The organism is Sphingobium sp. DC-2 (assembly GCF_000722555.1).
Lineage (GTDB): Bacteria > Pseudomonadota > Alphaproteobacteria > Sphingomonadales > Sphingomonadaceae > Sphingobium > Sphingobium quisquiliarum.
The window spans coordinates 73,111-95,675 of sequence record NZ_JNAC01000043.1 but is presented as its reverse complement, the minus strand read 5'-3'; the positions used below and the strand labels follow the sequence as shown (position 1 = coordinate 95,675).

The 22,565-nt window shown below is 64.1% G+C and carries 19 protein-coding genes and 1 riboswitch; of the genes, 9 read left to right on the top strand and 10 right to left on the bottom strand.

Features of this window, described 5'->3' with window-relative positions; all coding sequences use genetic code 11:
* Nucleotides 1-131: 131 nt before the first annotated feature.
* The 8 genes from ET21_RS0109215 to ET21_RS25740 all read left to right on the top strand — a co-directional run bounded on the left by ET21_RS0109215 (nt 132) and on the right by ET21_RS25740 (nt 10,973).
* A complete protein-coding gene (locus tag ET21_RS0109215; RefSeq protein ID WP_030539443.1) occupies nt 132-1,460 on the top strand; it encodes an MFS transporter in 1,329 nt (442 codons plus the stop codon).
* Nucleotides 1,461-1,600: 140 nt separating this feature from the next.
* The gene (locus ET21_RS25745; RefSeq protein WP_051768081.1) at nt 1,601-4,495 is read left to right on the top strand and encodes a PAS domain S-box protein; all 2,895 of its coding nucleotides are present in this window, start codon (nt 1,601-1,603) and stop codon (nt 4,493-4,495) included.
* Nucleotides 4,496-4,713: 218 nt separating this feature from the next.
* Complete coding sequence (locus ET21_RS0109205; RefSeq protein ID WP_030539441.1) at nt 4,714-5,184, top strand: Hsp20 family protein; 471 nt, start codon at nt 4,714-4,716, stop codon at nt 5,182-5,184.
* 93 nt (nt 5,185-5,277) lie between these two features.
* The gene (locus ET21_RS0109200) at nt 5,278-5,778 is read left to right on the top strand and encodes an Hsp20/alpha crystallin family protein (RefSeq protein WP_030539440.1); all 501 of its coding nucleotides are present in this window, start codon (nt 5,278-5,280) and stop codon (nt 5,776-5,778) included.
* A 66-nt stretch (nt 5,779-5,844) separates the two neighbouring features.
* Complete coding sequence (locus ET21_RS0109195; RefSeq protein WP_051768089.1) at nt 5,845-6,492, top strand: HdeD family acid-resistance protein; 648 nt, start codon at nt 5,845-5,847, stop codon at nt 6,490-6,492.
* Between the two features lie 114 nt (nt 6,493-6,606).
* On the top strand, nt 6,607-6,792 hold the full coding sequence (locus ET21_RS0109190; protein WP_030539438.1) for a YdcH family protein: 186 nt from the start codon (nt 6,607-6,609) through the stop codon (nt 6,790-6,792).
* A gap of 199 nt (nt 6,793-6,991) precedes the next feature.
* A riboswitch (cobalamin riboswitch) is annotated at nt 6,992-7,249 on the top strand.
* Between the two features lie 175 nt (nt 7,250-7,424).
* On the top strand, nt 7,425-9,536 hold the full coding sequence (locus ET21_RS0109185) for a TonB-dependent siderophore receptor (RefSeq protein WP_081856659.1): 2,112 nt from the start codon (nt 7,425-7,427) through the stop codon (nt 9,534-9,536).
* A 144-nt stretch (nt 9,537-9,680) separates the two neighbouring features.
* Complete coding sequence (locus ET21_RS25740; RefSeq protein WP_051768079.1) at nt 9,681-10,973, top strand: hypothetical protein; 1,293 nt, start codon at nt 9,681-9,683, stop codon at nt 10,971-10,973.
* A gap of 86 nt (nt 10,974-11,059) precedes the next feature.
* On the opposite strand, the gene ET21_RS0109170 is transcribed toward ET21_RS25740, so the two are convergent.
* The 3 genes from ET21_RS0109170 to ET21_RS0109160 are packed head-to-tail and all read right to left on the bottom strand — an operon-like array spanning nt 11,060 to nt 13,184.
* Entirely contained in the window at nt 11,060-11,875 is an 816-nt protein-coding gene (locus tag ET21_RS0109170) for an SDR family oxidoreductase (RefSeq protein WP_051768078.1), read from the bottom strand.
* Nucleotides 11,872-12,327 carry a nuclear transport factor 2 family protein gene (locus tag ET21_RS0109165; RefSeq protein WP_021237710.1) on the bottom strand — a complete coding sequence of 152 codons (456 nt, stop codon included), beginning with the start codon at nt 12,325-12,327 and terminating at the stop codon, nt 11,872-11,874. The genes ET21_RS0109170 and ET21_RS0109165 overlap by 4 nt, the downstream gene beginning before the upstream one ends.
* A 2-nt stretch (nt 12,328-12,329) precedes the next feature.
* A complete protein-coding gene (locus tag ET21_RS0109160; RefSeq protein WP_081796016.1) occupies nt 12,330-13,184 on the bottom strand; it encodes an SDR family NAD(P)-dependent oxidoreductase in 855 nt (284 codons plus the stop codon).
* A gap of 378 nt (nt 13,185-13,562) precedes the next feature.
* On the opposite strand from ET21_RS0109160, the gene ET21_RS0109155 reads away from it, so the two are divergent.
* Complete coding sequence (locus ET21_RS0109155; RefSeq protein ID WP_030539434.1) at nt 13,563-14,984, top strand: NAD(P)-dependent oxidoreductase; 1,422 nt, start codon at nt 13,563-13,565, stop codon at nt 14,982-14,984.
* Nucleotides 14,985-15,027: 43 nt separating this feature from the next.
* Here the strand turns inward: ET21_RS0109155 and ET21_RS0109150 are convergent, their stop codons facing one another.
* The 7 genes from ET21_RS0109150 to ET21_RS0109120 are packed head-to-tail and all read right to left on the bottom strand — an operon-like array spanning nt 15,028 to nt 22,564.
* Entirely contained in the window at nt 15,028-15,987 is a 960-nt protein-coding gene (locus tag ET21_RS0109150) for an SDR family NAD(P)-dependent oxidoreductase (RefSeq protein WP_037470593.1), read from the bottom strand.
* A gap of 22 nt (nt 15,988-16,009) precedes the next feature.
* Nucleotides 16,010-16,690, bottom strand: a complete 681-nt coding sequence (locus ET21_RS0109145) for a cytochrome b/b6 domain-containing protein (RefSeq protein WP_030539432.1) — start codon at nt 16,688-16,690, stop codon at nt 16,010-16,012.
* Nucleotides 16,690-17,148, bottom strand: coding sequence for a cytochrome c (locus tag ET21_RS0109140; protein WP_030539431.1), 459 nt, complete (start codon nt 17,146-17,148; stop codon nt 16,690-16,692). The genes ET21_RS0109145 and ET21_RS0109140 overlap by 1 nt, the downstream gene beginning before the upstream one ends.
* A gap of 29 nt (nt 17,149-17,177) precedes the next feature.
* The gene (locus ET21_RS26530) at nt 17,178-18,413 is read right to left on the bottom strand and encodes a hypothetical protein (protein WP_030539430.1); all 1,236 of its coding nucleotides are present in this window, start codon (nt 18,411-18,413) and stop codon (nt 17,178-17,180) included.
* On the bottom strand, nt 18,410-19,762 hold the full coding sequence (locus ET21_RS0109130) for a DUF1552 domain-containing protein (RefSeq protein WP_030539429.1): 1,353 nt from the start codon (nt 19,760-19,762) through the stop codon (nt 18,410-18,412). The genes ET21_RS26530 and ET21_RS0109130 overlap by 4 nt, the downstream gene beginning before the upstream one ends.
* Nucleotides 19,752-21,422 (bottom strand): DUF1592 domain-containing protein, encoded by a 1,671-nt coding sequence (locus ET21_RS0109125; RefSeq protein ID WP_030539428.1) that lies wholly within the window; start codon nt 21,420-21,422, stop codon nt 19,752-19,754. Before ET21_RS0109125 ends, ET21_RS0109130 begins: the two co-directional genes overlap by 11 nt.
* Entirely contained in the window at nt 21,419-22,564 is a 1,146-nt protein-coding gene (locus tag ET21_RS0109120; protein ID WP_030539427.1) for a hypothetical protein, read from the bottom strand. The genes ET21_RS0109125 and ET21_RS0109120 overlap by 4 nt, the downstream gene beginning before the upstream one ends.
* Between the last annotated feature and the right edge of the window lies 1 nt (nt 22,565).

Genomic DNA, 22,565 nt, shown 5'->3' with positions numbered 1-22,565 from the left:
CCACCGTCAAACCGACTGTACATAGTCGTGCGCTACTGGGAAACTATCCTTAGCCGAATTCGTTGCATGATCGTGTCAATTATGTTCGTTTGACATCGTCAGGCCGGGAGGGAGCAAAAGCAATGGTGAGCATGACCACGGGTCCAGCCAGCAGTTCCGCCCCGCTCGAACGGGACGCGCGCCTGATCAACGCGCGCGATCACAAGGTCCGGCCCGGCGACATCGCGGTGGGAGTCATCATCGGGCGGTCCACCGAGTTTTTCGACTTTTTCGTCTATGCGATCGCGTCTGTCCTCGTCTTTCCCTCGCTGATCTTCCCTTATGTCGATCCGCTGATGGGCACGCTTTATTCCTTCGCCATCTTCGCCCTCGCCTTCGTGGCGCGCCCGTTCGGCGCGATGCTGTTCCTGTGGATCGATCGCAAGCATGGGCGGGGGGTCAAGCTGACCATCGCCATGTTCCTGCTGGGCGGATCGACCGCCGCCATCGCCTTCCTGCCCGGCTATGATCAGGCGGGTCATGCCGCCGTCCTGTTGCTCGCCCTGTTCCGGCTGGGCCAGGGCTTCGCGCAAGGCGGCACCTGGGACGGCCTTCCCGCGCTCCTCTCGCTCAATGCCCCGCCCGAACGCCGGGGCTGGTTCGCGATGATCCCGCAGCTTGGCGCGCCGGTGGGCCTGCTGGTCGCGGCGGCCGTATTCGCCTATCTGCTAACGACGCTGAACCCTCAGGATTTCCTTGAATGGGGCTGGCGCTACCCCTTTTTCGTGGCGTTCGTCATCAATGTCGTCGCGCTGTTCGCGCGGCTGCGGCTGATCACGACGCCGGAGTTCGAGAAGCTCTATGAAAGCCGGGAGCTTCAGCCCTCTCCCGTGACCGCCCTTTTTCGCGAGGAATGGCGCGTCGTCCTGCTGGGCGCCTTCGCGCCGCTGGCGAGCTTTGCCCTGTTCCACCTCGTCACCGTCTTTCCCCTGTCCTGGGTGATGCTGACGACCGACGAGAGCCCGGTCCGCTTCCTGGTCATCGAAATCGTCTGCGCGGGGATCGGCATCGTCGCGGTCATGCTGTCCGGGCTGATCGCCGACCGGGTGGGACGGCGGACGCTGCTGGGCCTGTCGGCAGCGGCGATCGGCGCCTATAGCGGCTTTGCGCCTCAGCTATTGGGGCAGGGACCGGCGGGCGAGTGGATCTACATGATCCTGGGCTTCATCTTGCTGGGGCTTGCCTTCGGCCAATCTTCCGGTGTGGTGAACGGCAGCTTTTCCTCGAAGCACCGCTATACCGGGGCGGGCACGACGGCGACGGCTTCCTGGTTCATCGGCGCTGCCTTCGCTCCGCTCGCGGCGCTGTTCCTCGCGAGCCATTTCGGGCTGCTGTCGGTCGGCGCTTATCTTTTGTCAGGCGTCGTCGGCACGCTGGCCGCGCTCGGCCTCAACCGCGAGTGGGGCCGCAAGGCGAGCTGAGGGAAGCGCCGCCACACACCGGCGCGCGTACGCCGCGGGCTTGGCCATGGCCGAGCCTGCCCAACTCTGCTATCGACTGATCTATACGCCTGCTGGCAACGCACCGGACAGGTTCATCTTTGAAGGATCAGGCGAAGTCTATGGCCGCAGGCGAGGAACAATCCGGTTTGTCCAACCCCGCCGGACAGCTTTGGGCGAGCCTCAATTCCGCGACCCGGCTTGACCAGAGCCTTCCCGACCTTCCGCCCGGCGGCATCGATGATGCGAGCTTCCGCCTGCTGGCCGACAATCTGCCCACCCTTGCCTGGATCGCCAATGGCGACGGCTATATCGTCTGGTTCAACCGCCGCTGGCACGACTATTGCGGCACCACGCCGGATCAGATGGAAGGCTGGGGCTGGCAGAAGGTGCATCACCCCGACGTGCTGCCCGGCGTCCTTGAACGATGGCGGCGCTCGATCGGCGAGGGATCGCCGTTCGAGATGATCTATCCGCTTCGGGGCGCGGACGGCGTGTACCGCCCGTTCCTGGCCCGTGCCGCGCCGGTGCTGGACGCGTCGGGCAAGGTCGTGCGCTGGCTGGGCAAGAATTCGGACGTGTCGGCGCAAATCCGGGTCGAGGCAGCGCTGCGCGAGAGCGAGGCCCGTTTCCGCAACATGGCGGACAATGCGCCCGTGATGATGTGGGTGACCGATGCGAGCGGCGCCTGCACCTACCTCAACCGCGAATGGTTCGAATTCACCGGGCAGACGGCGCAGGAGGCGCTGGGGCTTGGCTGGCTGGAGGCGACTCATCCCGACGACCGGCCGGAGGCGGAGCGCACCTTCCTGGCGGCCAATGCCCGGCGGGAGCCGTTCCGCATGGAATACCGCCTGCGGCGGAGCGACGGCAGCTATCGCTGGGCCATCGATGCCGCGGCGCCCCGATTTTCCGACGATGGGAGCTTTTGCGGCTATATCGGATCGGTCCTGGACATTGAGGAGCGGCACGAGACCGAAGACCGGCTGAAAGAAGCGGAGGAACGGCTGCGCCTGGCGACGGAGGCGGCCGAGGTGGGCTTCTGGGACCTGGACCTGTTGAATGACGTCCTCGTCTGGCCCCCGATCGTCAAGGCCATGTTCGGCATTTCAGCGGACGTGCCGGTGTCCATGGACGATTTCAGCAGGGGCCTGCATCCCGAAGATCTGGAGCCGACGACCACGGCTCTCCAGGCCGCCTGCGATCCCCGGCAGCGCGCCTTGTACGATGTCGAATATCGCACCATCGGGAAGGAAGACGGCGTGGAGCGGTGGGTCGCGGCCAAAGGGCGCGGCCTGTTCGATGCGCAAGGCCGGTGCACCCGTGTCATCGGCACCGCGATCGACATCACCGCGCGCAAGAAGACTGAGGCTGAACTTCAGGACCTGAACCAGCGGCTGGAGACGCGGGTCGCGCGCGCCATCGACGAGAAACGGCAAGCCGAAGAAGCGTTGAGGCAGTCGCAGAAGCTGGAAGCGATCGGCAAGCTGACCGGCGGTGTCGCCCATGATTTCAACAACTTGCTACAGGTCATTGCCGGAAACCTTGAACTTCTGGCCGACAGCATCGATGACCCGCGCGCCCGGCGGCGGCTGGATCATGCGCAGGATGCCGTCAGGCGCGGCGCCAAGCTGGCGGGGCAGTTGCTGGCGTTCGGACGGCGGACTCCGCTGGAGCCCAAGGTCATCAATGCGGGCAAGCTGGTGCGCGGCCTGGACGACATGCTGCGGCGAACGCTGGGTGACGAGATCGAGGTGGAGACCACCATTTCGGGCGGCCTCTGGAACACGCATGCGGACCCGATGCAGCTCGAAAATGCGATCCTCAACCTGGCGATCAACGCGCGCGACGCGATGAACGGCAGCGGCAAGCTGACGATCGAGGTCGGCAACGCCTTTCTGGACGATGATTATGCCCGCCTGCATTCGGATGTCAGCGCAGGCCAATATGTCATGATCGCGGTAACCGACACAGGCACCGGCATCTCCCCCGATCTGATCGATCAGGTGTTCGAACCCTTCTTCTCCACCAAGCCCGAAGGTCAAGGGACGGGCCTGGGCCTGTCCATGGTCTACGGCTTTGCCAAGCAGAGCCACGGCCATGTGAAGATCTATAGCGAGGTGGCGCAGGGAACCTCGGTCAAGATGTATCTTCCCCGCTCCACCCAGCGCGAGGATGCGCCCGTGGTCCGCGACGACGCGCCGCTGGTCGGCGGGCGGGAAACCATATTGGTCGTCGAGGATAATGAAAGCGTACGATCGACCGTGGTCGATATGCTGTCCGGCCTGGGATATCATGTGCTGAAGGCGGGCGACGCGGCGAGCGCGCTTGCCGTCATCGAAAGCGGCGCTTCCATCGACCTGCTTTTCACCGATGTGGTGATGCCCGGACCGCTGCGCAGCCCCGAACTCGCGCGCAAGGCCAAGGACCGGTTGCCCCGGATCGCCGTCCTGTTCACGTCAGGCTACACGGAAAATGCTATTGTCCACGGCGGGAGGCTGGACGAGGGCGTGAGCCTCATCAGCAAGCCCTATACGCGCGATGCACTGGCGCGGAAGTTGCGGCAGCTGCTCGACGGCAGACCGGCCCCGCGCCCGCAGGATGAGGATGGCGCGAAACGTGCCGCCAGTCCGACAGCGGACGGTCCGCCGCCTAGGCTGCGCATCCTGGTGGTCGAGGATGAAGGACTGGTCCGCTTGCTGGCCACCGACATGCTGGAGGAAATGGGGCATGAGGTGTTCGAAGCGGCCAATGCGGAAGATGCGCTGCGCCTGCTTGGAGCCGAGCGGTATGATGTGCTTTTCACCGATCTGGGACTTCCCGGAATGGGCGGTGGCGAGCTTGCGGGCCATGCCTTGCGGCTCCGGCCGGAGATAGCAATCATCTTCGCGTCCGGGCGGCCGCTCACGGACGGGGATGCGCCGGACGAGGTGCTGGCAAGATCGATCCAGATCAACAAACCCTATACGGCTTCGGACCTTGCGGCCAAGCTGACGCTGCGGCCTGACATGGAATAGGGAGCGAGCCACGACCTTGTCCATGCTTGTACGCTTCCGCTTTCAACCGATTGAAGATCAATGATGAAATTTTGCCGTTGACCCTCTTGAACAGATTTATCCCGATCCTAACTCGAATGCGCCGGATGCCGCTTTTAGGATCCGGCGGGACATAGAGGGCGCCGCTCTCTTTTCCGGCGCAGCTCATGCCCAAATTGCTTCTGTTGGAGGATTTGGAGATGAGAACGAACTTCGACTTCACACCCTACCGGCGTTCCACCGTCGGTTTCGATCGTCTTTTCGACCTGCTTGAGACGAGCGCGCGCGGTGACGGCGACGGCTATCCGCCGTTCGACATCGTCAGGGAAGGCGACGACAATTACCGGATCATGCTGGCCGTGGCGGGTTTTCGCCCCGATGAGATCGAAATCGTCGCGCAGCAGAACCTGCTGACCGTGGCAGGCCGCAAGACCGATGAGGATGACGGCCGCCACTATCTCCATCGCGGCATTGCGACCCGTTCCTTTGAACGGCGCTTCCAACTGGCCGATTTCGTCGAGGTGCGGTCCGCGAGCTTCGAGCATGGCCTGCTGACCATCCAGCTCCAGCGCGTGGTGCCAGAGGCGATGAAGCCGCGCCGCATCGAGATCGCTCCCTCGGCCGCCCAGCCATCGGGCGAGCCGCCCGAGGACGATCGCAAGGCGGCCTGAGCCACGCGACAAGAAGTCCTGCCGGACCGCCGCTTTACATGGGTATCCGGCAGGCCATGGCAGACAGCTGATGGAAAGGAGGTAAAAGCTACCATGGCACTTCGTGATCTGATCCCCTGGGGCAAGCAGGAAAGCCAGGTGCCGGTGCGGGTGAACACGCCCGGCGATCATCCTCTCTTCTCTCTTCATCGGGAAGTGAACCGGCTTTTCGACGATCTTTTTCGCGGCATCGGCGTACCGTCTCTGGGCAGCCAGGGCGCGAGTCTGGAATGGCCCAGCATCGAACTGTCCGAAACCGAAAAAGAGGTTCGCGTGACCGCCGAACTTCCCGGCCTGGACGAGAATGACGTCGATCTGTGCATCGAAAATGGCGTTCTTTCGATTCATGGCGAGAAGAAATCGGAAATCGAGGACAAGGAGCGCGGCTATTCCGAGCGCAGCTATGGCCGGTTCGAAAGGCATGTCAGCCTGCCGCCCGGTATCGAGGAGGACAAGGTGAGCGCCAGTTTCAAGAAGGGCGTCCTGACTGTCGTGCTGCCGCGATCCGCGACGGCGATCGAGAGCCGCCGGCGCATTCCGATCAACGCGCATTGACAGAGACCGTGCGGCCGCCATGCGCGGCCGCACGCCTCCTTCGCGCATCCGATGGAGATGATATTCATGAACGCACCCGTGAAAGACCATGCCGCCAGCGAACCGTGCCTGCCCCAGCGCAATTGGAGCTGGCTGCTGCTGCGCGGCGTCCTTGCCCTAGCGCTGGGCATCGCCGCCTTGCTGATGCCGGTAAGCGCGCTCTTCGCCTTCACCATGATCTTCGCGGCCTATGCGGGCGCGGACGGCCTTCTTTCGCTCGCCGCCGGACTGCGCGGCGCGGTGCGCAAGATCGACCGGTGGCCGGTCCTGATCGTGCGCGGCGTGCTGGGTGTCGCGGCCGCGGTGCTGTTCGTGCTCATGCCGCTGACCGCTACGGTAAGCTACGCGCTGGCGACGCTGGTCATCCTCAGCGCCTGGGCGATCATCACCGGCCTGTTCGAGATCGCAGCGGCCTACCGCCTGCGCAAATCGATCAAGGGAGAATGGCTCATGGCCCTGTCGGGACTGCTTTCCGTCGTCCTTGGCATGATGATCATCGCCCTGCTCTATCTTGAGCCGGTTCCGACCATCCTGTCGGTCGCCTGGCTGATCGCGGGGTGGGCGCTGATCGCCGGGTTCGTGCTGATCGGGCTGGCGCTGCGGCTGCGGCGCAAGGACCGGGAGCGCGCGGACGACGCGGGCCCGGCCGATGTCCCGGCCCAGGCGGCGGTCTGATGATGGCGGGGAGGAAGGACGCGCCAGAATAATGGAAACGGCGTGAACTTCCTTCCCGTCTCAACGATGCGCCCGGAGCGGCGCGAACATCCTCAACTTGGCATGGAGATGACGATGTCCGATTATCATGTGAGCTATTTGCGGCGAGAGCATGCCCGCCTCGACAGCGAAATCCAGAAGGAGGCGGCCCGCCCCTATCCCGATGAGCTGCACATCGCCCGGCTCAAGAAACTGAAGCTCGCGCTCAAGGACCAAATGGAAGGGCTTTGCAACATCACCGGCGGCAGCCGGGTCGCCTGAAGGTGCTGGGCGGGGAGAAACGCCCCGCCCTCACTTGCCCCATAGGCGAGCAGATCGCCCCGCTTCTGCTGGAGGCGATCGGGAGATAGCGGCCAGTCCGCATCCTCCACCATGCGCATTTTCATCATCGCTTCCATCACGGGCTTGCCCTCAACAATCACTGGCGATATCTGTGCCGCCGTTCGACAGGCCTCGCCTGCCGGACATTGATCGCGCCGGTGCTCCGAGAGGAGCTTAAAATGGGAACGCGGTGCGGGCTGTCCAGACCTGTTCTGGCTGGCCCAAATCCGGGGCTGTCCCTGCAACTGTAAGCGGTGAGCGCGATGCATATCGCGGCTGGGCATATGTCCCATCCGCAGCCACTGGGCCGGACGCTAAATCCTGCGAGGCCTGGGAAGGCCATGCATCAAGCGATGACCCGTGAGCCAGGAGACCTGCCGGCGTCTGGTCGCTCTTGCCCTGGTCCAGGGGATGGCCGAGGCACGGTGATATTCCGTCTGAGCGACGCATGTGCGGCGGGGGCCGCATCGACCCAAGCGACGGCGCCGGGGGCGTCGCGCTGTCGCGTGGGCCGGCCGTTCGCGCGGACGCCCTCGCTCGACGTCGATGACGCCAGACAGGGTTTGTTGATCATGACTATTTCCAGATTTGCGCTGTGCGCGGCCACCAGCCTGGCTGCGCTTTCGTCCGCTGCCCATGCCGCGGAGGCCGAACCGTCGGACACCATCCTGGTCACCGGCCTGCGTGCCGAAACCAGCCTGGACACCGTTAGCAGCGGCAGCCGCCTGGGCCTTACCGTCTTCGAAACGCCCGCCAGCATAGAGGTGCTGGACGGCGACGCGATCCGGGCGCGGGGCGACATCTCCATTCAGGAAGCGGTGAGCCGCGCCACCGGCATCACCTTCCAGGGATCGCCAGGGAACGGCAATACGGCACTGGCGGCGCGCGGCTTTTCGGGCCACGGATCGGTGCAGTTGCTGGTCGACGGCATGCGCCTGTTCGTGGCTTCGGGCACGCTCACCTTCCCGGTAGATCCGTGGACGGTGGAGCGTGTCGACGTGCTGCGCGGCCCAAGCTCGGTGATTTCGGGCGAAGGCGCGATCGGCGGCGCGATCAACGTCATCATGAAGAAGCCGGTGACGGATCGCACGGTCATGCAGGCCCGCGTCGCCTATGGGTCGGACAATGCGGTGCAGATCGCGGGAGACATTGGCGGCCCTATCGGCGGCGGTCTGTCCTACCGCCTGACCGCCAGCGCCACACGATCGGACGGCTGGCTCGACCGCAACAGCGAGAACCAGAATCTCGCCATTTCAGGCGCGCTCCGCTGGGATGCCACGCCCACGCTCAGCTTCACTCTGGCGTCCGACTATGGCAATGTTCATATCCTGCCCTATTTCGGCACGCCCCTGAATGATGGCCGGTTCGACAAGCGTTTTCGCGAGATAAACTTCAACATCACCGACAGCGAGAATCATTTCCGTGATAGCTGGACGCGCCTGTCCACGGAATGGCAGGCTTCGGATACAGTGACGCTGCGCAATGCCGCTTACTACCTCCAGTCGAACCGCGATTATCTCAATGCAGAGAATTACCGCTTCTCCCCCGCGACCGGGCTGGTGACGCGCGGCGACTATCTCAACATCATCCACCGGCAGGACCAATATGGGGATCATGGCGACATCACGATCCGCACGCCATTGGGCGGATCGGTGGAGAACAGCCTGCTCGTCGGCTTCGACGTCAATCGCATCAAATTCCGCCACATCAACAATTCGCCCTATGGCGGCAGCTCGGTGGTGGACCCGTTCGATTTCGATCCGGGCAGCTTCATCTCGCCGGTTCCGACGACGCTCGGCTTTCGCACGCTAACCACACAATATTCGCTGTTCATGGAAAACCAGTTGAAGCTCAGCGACTGGATGTCGCTGGTCGGCGGCTTCCGGCAGGACTGGTATGAGCTGGAGCGCATCGACGCGCGGACGCCCGCGAACGGGTTCAAGCGCAAATATAACAGCACGTCCGGCCGGATCGGGGTGGTGCTGAATCCAACGCCGGACACGTCGCTCTACGGATCCTTCACGGTCGGGACCGATCCGATCGGCACGCTCATCACCACGTCCAACTCGCAAAAGGATTTCGGCCTCTCCCCCGCGCGCCAGTTCGAAGTGGGCATCAAACAGCGCTTCCTGGACGGCCGCGGATCAGCATCGATCGCGCTGTTCGACATCGAAAAGCGCCGCCTTCTCTCCCCCGACCCTGATAACCGGCTGATCACGCAGCAGATCGGCAGGCGCACCTCGAAGGGCATAGAGGCTACGCTGGCGCTTCAATTGACCGACGCCTTCGGGATCGAGGCGAACGGCACTGTGCTGAAGGCAAGGTTCAAGGAATTTGGCGAGATCGTCGGCGGCGCCATCATCGACCGGGCCGGGAACACGCCGCCGGGCATTCCGTCCAAGACCGCCAACATCTCCGCTAACTGGCGCTTTATCGAACCGTTGCAGGCGCGCGTCTCCGCCCGCTTCGTTGACAAGCGCTGGTCGAACAACGCCAATACCCTGCGCGTTCCGGGCTATGAGGTGGTGGATGTGGGCCTGCGCTGGACGATCAGCGACAAGGTTGCGGTCGACGGCAGGGTCAGCAACGTCTTCGACAAAATCTACTCCACCGGCAGCAATTCTTCGCAATGGCTGTTGGGAGCGCCACGGCGCTTCGATGTCAGGCTGGACATGAGCTTGTAAGGCCGATGGCCCGCCCGGCTCTGGTCAAGACCGGCCTGCGATGGCTCTATTGGGTCCATCGCTGGATCGGCATCGCCGCCTGCCTGCTGTTCCTGCTCTGGTTCGTGTCGGGCATCGTCATGACCCGCCGAGCTTCGCCTGGACATGGCGGCGGGCGAACCGGCCTGGCGGATCAGGGGCAAGGACGGCCGCGTCGCCCTGTCCGCCGTCGACGGCCGCCCACTCTCCGCGCCCGATGCCGCTTCGGCGGTGGCGGCCGCCAGGCGCTTCGTGGACGGTGCGCCGATCCGCCATGTCGAGAAGATACACGACGACCAGTGGACCATAGCGCAGGGGTTCCAATGGGCGCGGCCGCTCTGGAAAATATCGCTGGCGGACGATGCGGGGACGCAGCTCTACGTCTCCTCCATCACCGGCGAAGTGGTGCAGAACACGAACGCGCGGGAGCGGGCGTGGAACTGGGCGGGCGCGGTGCCGCACTGGCTCTATCTCAGCGCGCTACGGCGGGACGGAGCATTCTGGCGGCAGGCGGTGCTATGGACCTCCGGCCCCGCCATCATCGTCGGCATTACGGGGCTGTGGATCGGTATTTTGCGCATGCGGCTGCGGCGGCGCTACAAAAATGGAGCGGTCACACCCTATCGCGGCTGGATGAAATGGCACCATCTGACCGGACTGATCGGCGGCCTCTTCGCCATTACCTGGATGTTCAGCGGATGGCTGTCGGTCAATCCGTTCGACTGGTTCGCGCGGAACGGACCGGCAGGCGGCCCTGCCCTCTATGCCGCGCATGCGGGCGCCGATTTTCCCGCGCTGGACATGGCCAGCCTTGCCGCGCGCGCAGCGCAAGCCCGTGAGGCGCGGTTCGGGTGGATCGGGGGCCGTCCTGTCGTGACACTGGCCTCAACAGGTGACACGCCGTCCGTCATAGCCAGCCCCAGCGGACAGCCGCTGCGGTTCACCCAGGCCGAACTGGCCGCCGCAGCGCAGCGCCTGATGCCCGGCGTGCCGATCCGGCAAACCATCCTCCTGACGGAGCCGGATCTCTACTGGTATTCGCACGGGCATGATCGGCCGCTGCCGGTGCTCCGCATCATCTTCGCTGACGCCGACCGGACATGGGTGACCATCGATCCTCAAAGCGGGGCCCTGCTCAGTCAGCAAAATGCCAGCGGGCGCACCTATCGCTGGCTGTTCAACGCGCTTCATGATTTCGATCTGCCCTTCCTGCTGGCCAACCGCATGCTGCGCGATCCGCTCATGTGGCTGCTGTCGGGGCTGGGCATCGTCATGTCGCTGTCCGGCATCGTGATCGGATGGCGGCATCTCGCCAAAAGCTATCGACGCAGCGCCGCCAAGCGCGAACGGACAGCAATGGGGCGGACCAGCATCGCAAGCACTTCACCGCGCTTCGACAGGACAGGGGGAGACCAATGACGCCATCGCGGCGGGATCGGCCGGTTCGCCGCTCTCGTTGAAGGCAAGCAGCGCCGCGTTGAATGCCGCAGGATTTTCCAGCTTCATCAGCCGCCGCGATCGGCCTCTATACCCCATAGCTGCGCCGATATGGCGGAAGCATTGGCCGTGGCGGCGGGACGCGGCATCGCCCGCAGGCCCTCGACCGCCGTGTCCCCCACGGCGTACCAGACCGGCGTGGTTCCAAGCGCGCCGAGCGCGCCCGATGCGAAGGTCCGGGCGTCCATCGGCGTCAGCCCTTCGACCGCTACCATCCCCGAACGCTGCATGGCGGGCGTGTCGGTAAGCGATGCGACGGCGCACAAAATGTCCACTCCGTCACGCTGCAATTCCCAATGCAATCCTTCCGCCAGCACGATTTCGAAGGCCTTGGATGCCGCATAGGCGGCGACATAGCCACTGCCGACCAGTCCTGACATGGACGAGATCAGGATCAGGCCGCCCCGTCCCTTCTCCCGCATCTTGCCGAGCGCGGCATGGGCAAAGGCCACCGGCGACGCGCAGTTGAGCGCCACCAGGTTGAGCGCGCGCTCGACCGGCTGGTCCAAAAAGAGGCTCACCCCATGGGTCGCGCCCGCATTGTAGATGACAAGGCCATAGTCCCGCGCCGCGATGATGTCGGTCGCCCTCGACGGGATATCGGGAGCAGTGAGGTCAAGTTCGATGGTCTCGACATCGACCCCATGCACCCGCCGGATCTTTCCGGCAGTCTCGTTCAGCGCAGCGGCCGAACGGGCCACGAGCGTCAGATCGAGGCCAGCCCCGGCGAGCAGATCGGCGAATTCCGCGCCGATCCCTTCCGAACCGCCCAGGATCAACGCTCGCGGACCATAGCGTTCGGCAAGCGTAGCCGCGCCGCTCATCCCAACTGATCCTCCCCCGCCGCCAGTACGGCCGGATCGCCGCTATGGAGGAACCAGATCGCGTCACGGCGAACGATGCGCCAGCCGTCAGCGCGCCTTTCCCACTGGTCCCGATATTCACCGGTCGAATCGAAGATCGCGCCCACCGGATCGTCCCGGCGCTGATGCCGTGCCTGCACATAGGCGCGGCTTTCGGCACGGTCGCCGTCCACATCCACCAATATGCTGCCGATCAGATGCTGCGTGCCGCCGCAGACATCCAGAAATTGACGCATCTGTTCCTCCAGCGCCTCAATTCCTTCCTGTTCGCCGCCCGCGCCATAGTTGAACGCCAGATCGTGGGCGAAGACCGTGGTCAGGTCATCCCAGCGCTTCTGATCGAGGATGCGAGCAAAATGGCCAAGTCCGCGGGTGATTTCCCGCTCGTCCAGCAGGCTTTGCAGCGTGGTCATGATCAATTCCCTTCCCTGGCGCGCAGTGCGTCATCCAGAAACTTGTTGGTGTCGTGAGTCGCCGTGCGGGCGCCATAATCGGCATCTTCCGGCGCGCCGGAAAGCATGTGGTTATAGATGCCCGCGACCCAGCCGCCATCGACCGCCAGTTCCGCGCCGATAATGTAGGACGCTTCATCGCTCGCCAGGAAGAGGGTGGCAGCGGCGATTTCGTCAGGCTGGCCGCTGCGCTGCGCGGGCACCATGCCGAACCCCTTGTCGATATCTTCGGCCGCCGCGCCCGTGGGGTTGCCCATCACCGTCTGAACGCCGCCGGGATGAACCGAATTGACGCGCACGCCGCGCGGGCCGAACTCCATCGCGGCTACCTTCGTCAGGCCGCGTACCGCCCATTTGCTGGATGAATAAGCGGCATAGCCGTTGGCTCCACGCATTCCGTCCACCGACGAGATGTTGATGATGGAGCCGCGCCGCTGCCGCACCATCGCGCCGCCGACGATCTTCAACCCCATGAAGGTGCCAATCAGATTGACGTCCAGCACCTTGCGGAAATCATCGATCTCGCATTCCAGAATGGAGCGGAAACGCTGCATGGCCGCATTGTTGACGAGGACGTCCGGCGTGCCGAATGCCGCTTCTGTCGCCGCGAGCAGCGCCTGCCAGTCGGCTTCGCTGGAAATGTCGGTGCGGTGGAAAAGCACCGCCGGGCCGAGTTCCCTCGCCAGTTCCTCACCCTCGGGCAGAAGATCGGCAATCACCACCTTCGCGCCTTCGCGCACGAACTGCCGCACGGTCGCCGCGCCCATTCCTCGGGAACCACCCGTAACGATCGCGATTTTACCCGCCAAACGCGCCATATTCCTCTCCATCGGTTACGCATGTGGCCGCCCGAATGCGTGACAGCCCTCCTTATGCGTCGAAAAAGCGTGCTATCGCTATTTTTCATTCGCGGCAACCGGGTCTTGCTGCCGAATGGCTGCACCGGTGCAGGATAAAATATAAAGCATAGTCTATTTAATGCTTGCGCGGGCTTTAAAAGGGTCTACAAACATATCAGCCTTTCCAGGCATCTCTCCTTACTCACAAGGCTGGTCGTTCGACCGGCCTTTTTTTTCGAGTTCGAAGGGCGAGGTCGAAAAGTGCCGGCAGTTGAGCATTTTCGTAGGGACAAGAGGCTGGGTTGCCGCTAGCGAAAGCGCCAAATCATTCGCCTTCGACGATTGGGGAAGAATAGCATGACCGACAGCCGCAAGACGGTTTTCCTGACGGGCGCGACCGGCAATATGGGGCGCGAAGTCGTGAAGCGCATCGCTGCGAAAAGCGACACGCTGCGCCTGCGCGTGCTGGTGCGGCCGGAGGAGAAGGCGCATCCGGTGGTGCGCAACATCGTGCGGCGCGGATCGGCGGAGATCGTCTGGGGCGACCTGACCAACGCTGCGTCGATTCGCGAAGGCGTGAAGGGCGCGGATGTCGTGCTGCATGTCGGCGCGCTGGTGTCGCCGCTGTGCGACCGGATGCCGCTCGACGTGGTGACGAAGGTGAATGTCGGGGGCACGCAGAATATCGTCGATGCGATCCACGCGGTGGGCGACCCGAAGACCACCCGCCTCATCTATATAGGCACGGTCGCTGAAACGGGCAGCCGCAATGCGCCGGTTCAATGGGGCCGTACCGGCGACCCTATCAAGATCAGCGTCTATGATCATTATGCCGTCACCAAGACGCAGGCCGAAGCCATTGTCGCGCAAAGCGGCATCACCCATTGGGCCTCTGTGCGGCAGAGCGGCATGGCGCATTATGAGATGTGGAAGATCTTCGACCCGATCATGTTCCACAATCCGCTGAACGGCGTGTTCGAATGGTCCACCGCAAATGACAGCGGCCGTTTGATGGCGGCGCTGTGCGGCGACGATGTTCCGGCGGAATTCTGGCGCGGCTTTTATAATCTGGGCGGCGGCGCTTCGTCGCGGGTCGTGAACCATGAGTTCATGGCGGCGCAGATGTCCAACTATCAGAAGATACTCCGGCCGCACTGGTTCGCGACGCGCAACTTCCATGGGCAATGGTATTCCGACTCCGACCGCCTGGAAGCGCTGGTGCCCTTCCGCGAACAGTCGCTGTGGGACTATTTCAAGGAAGCGCCCAAGCACATGCCGTGGATCGCGCGGACCGTTCCCAAGCTGATGCCGGGCGCGGTGTCGAAGCGGATCGAAAAGCTCGCAAAGGCGCCGGAGGGTTCGCTCTACTGGTTCGCCCATAATGACGAAGCCAAGATCAAGGCTTATTTCGGATCGCGCGCGGCGTGGGAAGCCATTCCGCGTGACTGGGACAAGTTCAACTTCGCCCATCCTTCGCGCGAGCCGGCCCTGCTGAACCACGGCTATGATGAAAGCCGCGCGCCGGAAGATTGGCGGATTGACGATCTGAAAGGCGCAGCGGAATATCGCGGCGGCCAGTGTCTGGCGGCGTCCTGCGATGGACCCGATGTGCCTGTGGAATGGCAGTCGGCGGCGGGGCACCGCTTCACCATGACGCCGCGCCTTTTTCTGAAGGGCGGGCATTGGTGCCCGCAGACGATGGTCGATACGGACAGCTATGACGCCGAGGCGGAACGCAATCCCTTCTTTGCCCAGGTCTGGAGCGAAGCGGCGGGGTGAACGGAAGGAGAGCGCCGTTCGAGAGCGGCGCTCTCCTCCTTGATCATAAGGCGGGCGCGAAGCTGCGGTTGATCATCGCTTCGGATGCTGCCCACAGCCGTTCCGCCATCGCAGGGTCAAGCGCTTCCTCGACCACCCCGCTGCTCGACGGCACGTTAGAGGGGATGTGCGGGGCGATCTGGCAGTCCTCCAGATAGACTCCCGACTTGTCTGCCAATTCCGGTGCGACGGCCGCCCAGATCTGTGTGGCGGCGCCCTGTTCGACATTCTTGACGACCGTGCCATATTGCTTCGCCGCTTCTATCGCGGCTTCAGCTTCCTCTGATGGCATGTGGCGGAACACATTGGTGTGGATGACGCCGGGGTGCAGGACATAGGCGGTGACGCCGGTTCCCTCCAGCCGCTTTGCGAGCGCCACGGCATGTAGCACCGATGCGCGCTTCGACTGCGCATAGGCGGACCAGTGATCATAAGGACGACGCTCAAAATTCACGTCATCAAGATCGAAAGTGGGCGCGCGGTGCGCGTTGGAACTGACCAGAACGATGCGGGACGGCGCGGCGGCCTTCAATGCGGGCAGCAGCAGATTGGTGAAGAGAAAAGGCGCGAGATGGTTGATGGCGAAATGCGCCTCAACCCCTTCCTCCGTGAGCACCAGCTGGCCGCCGACGAACCCCGCATTGTTGATCAGGCAATCAATCTTCGGAAAGGCGGCAAGAATTTCATCCGCCACGCAGCGCACGCTCGCCAGATCGGCGAAGTCGGCGATGAATGTCGCCAGATCCGCGCCGGGAAGCTCAGCGCGGATTTGCTCGGCCGCCTGTTCATTGCGCGCCGGATCACGCCCGACCATGACGACCGTCGCGCCAGCCTCCGCCAGAACGCGCGCCGTTTCCACGCCCAGGCCGGACGAGCTGCCCGTCACGACGAAGGTCTTTCCGCCCAAGTCCATGCCGCGCACGATCTCGGCAGCGGTGGTCTGGCCGTCAAATCTGAAGTCCATGCTCAATTCCTCCCCAACCATGTCATGCCCTTCCCCACCAGCTGATGATGATCCACACCAGTAATGCGCAACTCAGCATGACGGCGAAGGCGAGGGGCAGAGGCGCAAAGCGGATCACTGGCGGGTCGCCCGTCCATTTGCGCGAGCCCGATATCATTGCGCCGATCAGATTTTCGCGGCGGAAGAAAAGGTAGAAGAAAACCGCCGCCACATGCAGGGCGATGAAGCCGAGCAAGATGTTGAAGATCAATTCATGCCATTCCGCCGCCGCGCGGCCGGTGTCGAAGTCCACCAGATAGGAAAAGGGTCCGGATTCGATGCCATCGACGTCCACCGCCAGCGTACCCAGCACGAGTTGGATGCAGAGCAGGCCCAGCAGCGCGATCACGCTCCAGCCGCCAAGCGGGTTGTGACCCGGAGACAGCGCACGCCGCCCCCGCGCATAGGCGGCGACGGCCATCGGCCCGTGGACAAAGGAGGAGAAACGGGCGGTCTCGCTGCCCACCAAGCCCCAGATCAGGCGGAAGAGCAGCAGCGCGGCGATGCAATAGCCCGCCAGCCGGTGCCAATCGAGCATCCGTTCCTCCGCCGTCCACCACGCCGCCGCGATCAGCAGCACCAGCGTCCAGTGGAACAGCCGCGTGGGGGCGTCCCAGATCCGCAGCCGCACCGGCTTCGCGTCGGGCAGGTCATGACCGGTCATCAGGATTCCTCCCGGAACTTGTCGTGGCATGCCTTGCAGCTGCGGCCCAGCGACGCCGCCTGTTTTCTAATGAGCGAAGTATCACCTTGCTCGACCGCTTTTGCCATCAGTCGGGCTTCGCTTTCGAACTTCTTCTGCAAGCTCTGAAATAGGGCCATATCGGACCAAATTGCGGCCTTGGCCTTGGTCTTTACGCCAGTGGCTGGCCCGGAACCTGCGGGGAACCAGCCATATTGCGCCTTGGACGCGGACTGGATCTGCCTGGCGGAATGGCGCAGCATCACCTTGGCGGGCTGGCCGCTCTTGAGCTGGTCGTTCAGGTTCTTGAAGGACGCGCCAAGCTCGCGATAGGCGTTTATGCGCGCCTTGATGGCGTCTGCCGGGGCGAGTTGCGCATAGGCCAGCACCGGCGCGACCGCCACTATCAACAGTGCCGTAGTCCTGGCGAAATATCGCATCAAGCTCCCCTCTTCCCTTAATTTCATTGTCATCGGCCAGTCTCATGATTGCCCGGAACCTGGACGGCGTAGAAACCGAAGCCCGCCAGCGACCACATGCCATGCCCCAGCATCTCGCCCGGCTCTTCATCGGCGAAGGTGTAGACCGGCCGCCCCTTATAGGCCCAGGCCTTCACACGCGGCGTGCCCGCCGGATACGTCACGTCAGTGGCGTCCGTGAACAGCGGATAGGCGACGTCCTTCACCGTCCATTCGCCCACCGGCCGCGCGCCCTTGTCCGCCAGCAGCGGCTGCCACTGGCGCGCGCATTCCTCGCCCGATCCGCAGATGGTGGAATAATAGACCGCCGCATCGCCCGGATCGTCGCATGCCAGATCCTCCGGGCCATAGTTGCAGTTGAAGGCGTAGAGCAGCTTTCCGCTGGGAGCCGCATAAGCCTGTCCGACGAGGGTCATGACCGTCCTGATGTGCGGCGGGGCAGGCGTGGCATCCTTGAACAGAGCCAGCTGCCATTCGCCGCTTTGGAGCACGGCGTCGTCGCTGATGCCTTCGGGAGCCAGAAACAGCGGATCGCGCCTGAACGCATATTGCGCCTGCCCCGTGCCGCTATCGGTCACCGTCCAGTCCCCCCGGCTCTGCGCGACGGCAGGCGCGGCGAACGGCGTCAGCGGGAGCGCCGCACCCTGCCCCGCCTTCGCCCGGAACAGCAGCCGGTTGTCAGCCGTGGCGATCGCCAGCCCCTCGACCCGCCGGACCAGCTTGAGGCCCGCAGGCAATCCGGCGGGCGCGAGAGCGGGCCGCCATGCCTGATCGGCGTTGCGCTCCATATTGCCGTTGACGTCGCCGGGCCGCTGATCCTTGGTAGAGCTATAGAGCGGATGGCCCGCATAGGCCCATTGCCGCTTCCCATCGTCCCGCGTGATCAGCGACCATGCGCCGCCTGTGCGCGCGCCCTTGTCGGCAATGAGCGGCAGCCATTTTTCCGCGCAACTGCGCCGCTTCGCCGCGACAGGCAGAGGGAAGACGAAGGCCATGATGCGGTTGGTGGTGAAATGCTCGTCCGTGCATTGCGACTTGCCCGGCGTGCCATCATCCCGCGCCCAGCTATAGAGCGTGCGCCCCTGCCTGGTGGCGAAGACCGGCCCTTCCTCCGTCATTTGGACCCGGACCGGCGGATTGGCCCCGCCAAAGTCGGGCTTTGCCGCGATGGCGCCGCTTGGCACCAGCCATGCCCCGGCCAGCAAAAGGATAGCGCGCCAGATCAAGCCACGATCTCGCCGATTTCGCGTGATGTCTTGAGCGACTGGTTGCCCCAGCTATCGATCGGCACGCCCATCAGCCGCTGCACCGTATAGCCCAGCCGCGTGCCGGGATCGCCATTGCCGTCGATATGCATGCCGGTCTTCACCTTGCCGCCCAGCTTGCCCGCCGTGAACATGGGAACCCCGTCCAGCGAGTGAACCTTGGCGAATTCGCAGTCGGAATGAGCATAGACCAGACTATGGTCCAGCAGCGTCCCGTCACCCTCCGGCACTTTCGCCAGAGCCTCGACGAAATAGGCCCAGGCTTCCATGGATCGCTCCACGAACCATGAAGCGTTGGGCTGCACCTGCGTCGCCGGATCGATCGGCTCCTCATGCGTCAATATGTGGTGCGTGCGCTCGCTCCCCTTGCGGACGAGGGCGGAGAAGCTGTCGCTGAACACCATGTTGAACACGCGCGTCTGGTTGCAGGCGAGCGCCATCACCAGCAGGTCAGTCATCGCCTTGTGTCGCTCGGTCACCAGTTCGATGTCCAATCCCACCGGCAAGTCGGCAGCGGGTGCCTTGGGAACCACGCAGGCAGGCGCTGGCGGCGGCTTTTGCAGTTGCAGTTCGACGCGCTTTTCCAGTTCCCGCACGGAGGTGAAATATTGGTCGAGCCGCTGCCGGTCGCTCGCGCCGAGCATATTTTCAAACGCCTTCGCCTCATCCTTCACGCTCGACAGCGCGCTCTGGCGCAGCAGCACGCGCGGATCGGGGGTGAAGCTGGACGAATTGGGGTCCTGAAATTCAGCGCCGAACAATTTCTGATAGAGTTCGACCACCGACACTTCGGGCGGGTTGATGGCGTCGCCGCTCAGGAAGGAATAGCTGTCGCGCGGCACGCCGGTGGCGGCCATGTTCAGGCTGCGGAAGCGCACGCCGCCGCCCATCGCCGCCGCGATCGGCACGTCCAGGCTTTCGGCGGGCAGTTCGCCCCGCGCGCCGGGAGCAGCGCCGCAGCGCAGGGCGACCCAGCCGCTGAAATGGCACAGATTGGGCTTTCCATCCGTCAACACGTTGAAATTGGTGAAGACGTTGATGTGCTGCTTCACCTTCTCCAGCGCCGCCATCTGCGGCGGCAATTCGTAATTCGCGCCCACCGTCTTGGGCGTGAAAATCTCGTGATCGACGCCCAGCCCCCAGAACCAGGTGCCGAAGCGCGTGGGCAGCGGATCGCCGGTTGCCGCCATCGCCGTCCCATGATCGTTGAGGAATATGTCGAGCAGAGGCAGGGCCATCGCCACAGCGCCGCCGCGTAGCATGCCCTTCAATATGCCGCGCCGGGTGGCGTCTTTGCTTTTAATGAGCATGGTTCTGCTCCGTCAGAAGGGCCATCGCAGGGCCTTTTTGCGGCTTGATGGCGAAGAAGGAGGGGCTGAAAATGACGAGGCGCAGCATGTCCTTGAAACGATAGCCGCTCTTGTCGAGGACCGCCGGGAACTGCTCGACAACCTCGCTCTCCTGCTCGGTCAGCGGGCGGCCCACGCCAAAGGCGTAGAGGCGGTTGGAAATGCAGGATTTCAGCGTCGGATTGTCACGCAGCGCCCGTCCCAGACCAATCGCATCGGTGAAGGCCGCTCCGTCCAGATTGCCATTGGTGTCGATCACCGCGCCCTTTTCCGTGGCGCGGAACTGACCAGCGCCGTCGAATTTTTCGAGGCCCAGCCCGATGGGATCGGTCATCATGTGACAGCCCCGGCAGGTCGGGTCGGTATTGTGCGCGACCAGCCGCTGGCGTGCCGTGCTGAAATGAGCATTCGGGTCTTCCACGATGGAAAAATCGACATTGGGCGGCGGGTCGGGGACATGCTGGCACAGCAGCACTTCGCGGATGCCCTTGCCGCGGCGCGTGGGGGAGGACCGGCCGGGATGCGCATATTGCGCCAGGAAACCGATCTGGGTCAGCAGCCCTGCGCGGGGACTGTCGGCGGGCAGGTCAAAGGACTTCCACTCGCTCGGCCCCGCCAGCAGCGGCGTGCCGTAAATCCCCGCGAGCGGCGCGCTCAGCATGATGCGGCGGGTGGTGAACAGGTCGCGATAATCCTCGCCGCGCGTGATCAGATGGTCCTCGATCGTCCGGAGTATCTGCTCGCGCGCGTCCTGCGCCACCTTCTGCGTGAAGGCCGGATAGATGACAGGGTCCTTGGCGACATTGTCATAGGCTTCCAGCGCAAGGAAATCGGTGAAGAAGGCCCGCGCGCCCCGCGTCAGCAGCGGCGATGCGGTCATGCGCTCCACCTGCCGCTTCAACCCTTCGGGCGTGTGCAGGTCGCCGCGCGCAGCCGCCGCGAGCAGTTCCGCGTCGGGCGCGGAGTCCCACAGGAAAAAGCTGAGCCGCGAAGCCTTGGAATAGCCGTCCAGCCGCCATTGGCCGGGCCGCGCGGGATCGGGTTCGGCATTTTCCCGGATGAACAGGAAATTGGGCGACACCAGCATGGACGAAAGAGCGGTTGCGAGGCCGGAGTAGAAATCCTTCGACCTTGCAGCGGCCCGTCCCGCCAGCATGACCTTCCCGGTCAATTCCTGCTGCGTCATCGGGCGGCGGTAGAGCATCAGGCCCACGCGGGAGAGAAAGCGCTGGGCGCAGGCTTCGTCCGCGCTGCTCGCCGAGGCGGGCTTGCAGGGGATCAGCGTGTCGCGGTGCAGCGGATCGACCACCCGTTCGGCAACGGCACGCGCGGCGCTGTCGAGCGGGTCGAGGACGCCCGGCGTCACCACGGCGGCGCTGCTGCCCACGGCCAGCAGGCCATCGGTGCGCTTGACGGGGGCGAAGCGGACCTTGGACAGAACATCCGCGCCGAAGACGGATTGAAGGATGTTGCGATATTGGCTGACGCTGATCAGCCGCAGGCTGGGGTCCGCTCCCCCGGAGGTCGAGGACGGGCCGGTGGCCCCGACCGTCGCCAGACAGGAAAAGGCGATCAGTGCCGCACGGACGGGCCTCGACCAGTTTTTCACGGGCGCGCTCATGGTTTGGTCCTGTCATTGGATGCGGTGACGGTGGACGGCTGCGTCACCGCCGGATGCGCGATCATCGCGCGCGCCGCCTCCACCCTGTAAGCGGCGGAAATCGCGGTGCATTGACCGGTCTTGGGATCGGGATAGCCATCGGCATGGCGGTGGGCGGCGCGGTAGAGCTGGGCGGAACTATAGTTGCCGATGCCGCCATGGGAATTCATGCCCCGGCTGTAATTGTTCCACCAGATGCGCAGATCCTCATAGCCGCTGACGATCCCCTCGGCTCCCATATCGGTGAGTTTCAGCTTCAACTGGAGGTCACGGAACTTCCGCTCGCCTGGGTTCGCCACCCACAGGAGCGGCAGGTTCGCCAATGGGATCGGGTCACTCGTCAGGACGCCATCGGCGATCTTGCCGCGCGTCTGGTGCATGTAGCGCGGAAAGCGGTTGTCGATCCGCTGGTTCGTGCCGGGGAGGAACTTGCCATCGCCGGTCGCGACCAGTCCGTCCAGCCCCTTGTAGATCCTGATTTCGACATCGGGGTCGTTGCGCTCGTCATCGACGCCCGAAATCTCGACGAGGATGCGGTTGACCGAGGAGCTTGCAAATTCGCGCGCGGCAAATTCGACGTTGAAGCCGCTGGCGCGCCAGCCAATGGTGCAGCCCAGCACGCGGGCGAGCTGATTGTCGGCCGCAACGCCCTCCGGGGTGCGGAACTTCTCATGCGTGCAGCTTTTGGCGGTGGCGCGGCCGTCGCTTGTGCCGTCCAGATTGAGGCCGAAGCCGTTCTTCGTCTGCAATTCGCGGAAGGGGATCGGGTCTTCGACCTTCATCGGCGCATAGGCGGCCAGTTCGCCATTGGGGCCACGATTGAGCGGGAAGCCGAATTTGGCCAGCCGCTCCGCCGCGCCGGGCGTCTTCTCATTCTGAATGTCCTCGGACACTTGCAGGCCCGACGGGCACTCCTCCTTCGCGCCGGGGGTCTCATAAAGGGCAGGACGCCAACTGGTCAGGACAAGCCCGATGGTGCCGCCGGTTTCCGGCGAGGCGCTGAACGCGGGCGCGACCGGAATGAGCAGGCATAGCGTGGCGCCATATAGCCTGCTGTTGCGGAGGCGGCTGATCCGCCTTTCTGGCCGATCGCCGCTGCGCATA

What these genes read in the sequence shown, in the direction of transcription:
- ET21_RS0109140 (WP_030539431.1), bottom strand. Translation starts at nt 17,148, where the DNA reads ATGCGATATTTCGCCAGGACTACGGCACTGTTGATAGTGGCGGTCGCG.
- ET21_RS0109145 (WP_030539432.1), bottom strand. Translation starts at nt 16,690, where the DNA reads ATGACCGGTCATGACCTGCCCGACGCGAAGCCGGTGCGGCTGCGGATC.
- ET21_RS0109205 (WP_030539441.1), top strand. Translation starts at nt 4,714, where the DNA reads ATGAGAACGAACTTCGACTTCACACCCTACCGGCGTTCCACCGTCGGT.
- ET21_RS0109130 (WP_030539429.1), bottom strand. Translation starts at nt 19,762, where the DNA reads ATGCTCATTAAAAGCAAAGACGCCACCCGGCGCGGCATATTGAAGGGC.
- ET21_RS0109120 (WP_030539427.1), bottom strand. Translation starts at nt 22,564, where the DNA reads ATGCGCAGCGGCGATCGGCCAGAAAGGCGGATCAGCCGCCTCCGCAAC.
- ET21_RS0109165 (WP_021237710.1), bottom strand. Translation starts at nt 12,327, where the DNA reads ATGACCACGCTGCAAAGCCTGCTGGACGAGCGGGAAATCACCCGCGGA.
- ET21_RS0109170 (WP_051768078.1), bottom strand. Translation starts at nt 11,875, where the DNA reads ATGAGCGGCGCGGCTACGCTTGCCGAACGCTATGGTCCGCGAGCGTTG.
- ET21_RS25745 (WP_051768081.1), top strand. Translation starts at nt 1,601, where the DNA reads ATGGCCGCAGGCGAGGAACAATCCGGTTTGTCCAACCCCGCCGGACAG.
- ET21_RS0109190 (WP_030539438.1), top strand. Translation starts at nt 6,607, where the DNA reads ATGTCCGATTATCATGTGAGCTATTTGCGGCGAGAGCATGCCCGCCTC.
- ET21_RS0109160 (WP_081796016.1), bottom strand. Translation starts at nt 13,184, where the DNA reads ATGGCGCGTTTGGCGGGTAAAATCGCGATCGTTACGGGTGGTTCCCGA.
- ET21_RS0109200 (WP_030539440.1), top strand. Translation starts at nt 5,278, where the DNA reads ATGGCACTTCGTGATCTGATCCCCTGGGGCAAGCAGGAAAGCCAGGTG.
- ET21_RS0109185 (WP_081856659.1), top strand. Translation starts at nt 7,425, where the DNA reads ATGACTATTTCCAGATTTGCGCTGTGCGCGGCCACCAGCCTGGCTGCG.
- ET21_RS0109125 (WP_030539428.1), bottom strand. Translation starts at nt 21,422, where the DNA reads ATGAGCGCGCCCGTGAAAAACTGGTCGAGGCCCGTCCGTGCGGCACTG.
- ET21_RS0109215 (WP_030539443.1), top strand. Translation starts at nt 132, where the DNA reads ATGACCACGGGTCCAGCCAGCAGTTCCGCCCCGCTCGAACGGGACGCG.
- ET21_RS25740 (WP_051768079.1), top strand. Translation starts at nt 9,681, where the DNA reads ATGGCGGCGGGCGAACCGGCCTGGCGGATCAGGGGCAAGGACGGCCGC.
- ET21_RS0109150 (WP_037470593.1), bottom strand. Translation starts at nt 15,987, where the DNA reads ATGGACTTCAGATTTGACGGCCAGACCACCGCTGCCGAGATCGTGCGC.
- ET21_RS0109155 (WP_030539434.1), top strand. Translation starts at nt 13,563, where the DNA reads ATGACCGACAGCCGCAAGACGGTTTTCCTGACGGGCGCGACCGGCAAT.
- ET21_RS0109195 (WP_051768089.1), top strand. Translation starts at nt 5,845, where the DNA reads ATGAACGCACCCGTGAAAGACCATGCCGCCAGCGAACCGTGCCTGCCC.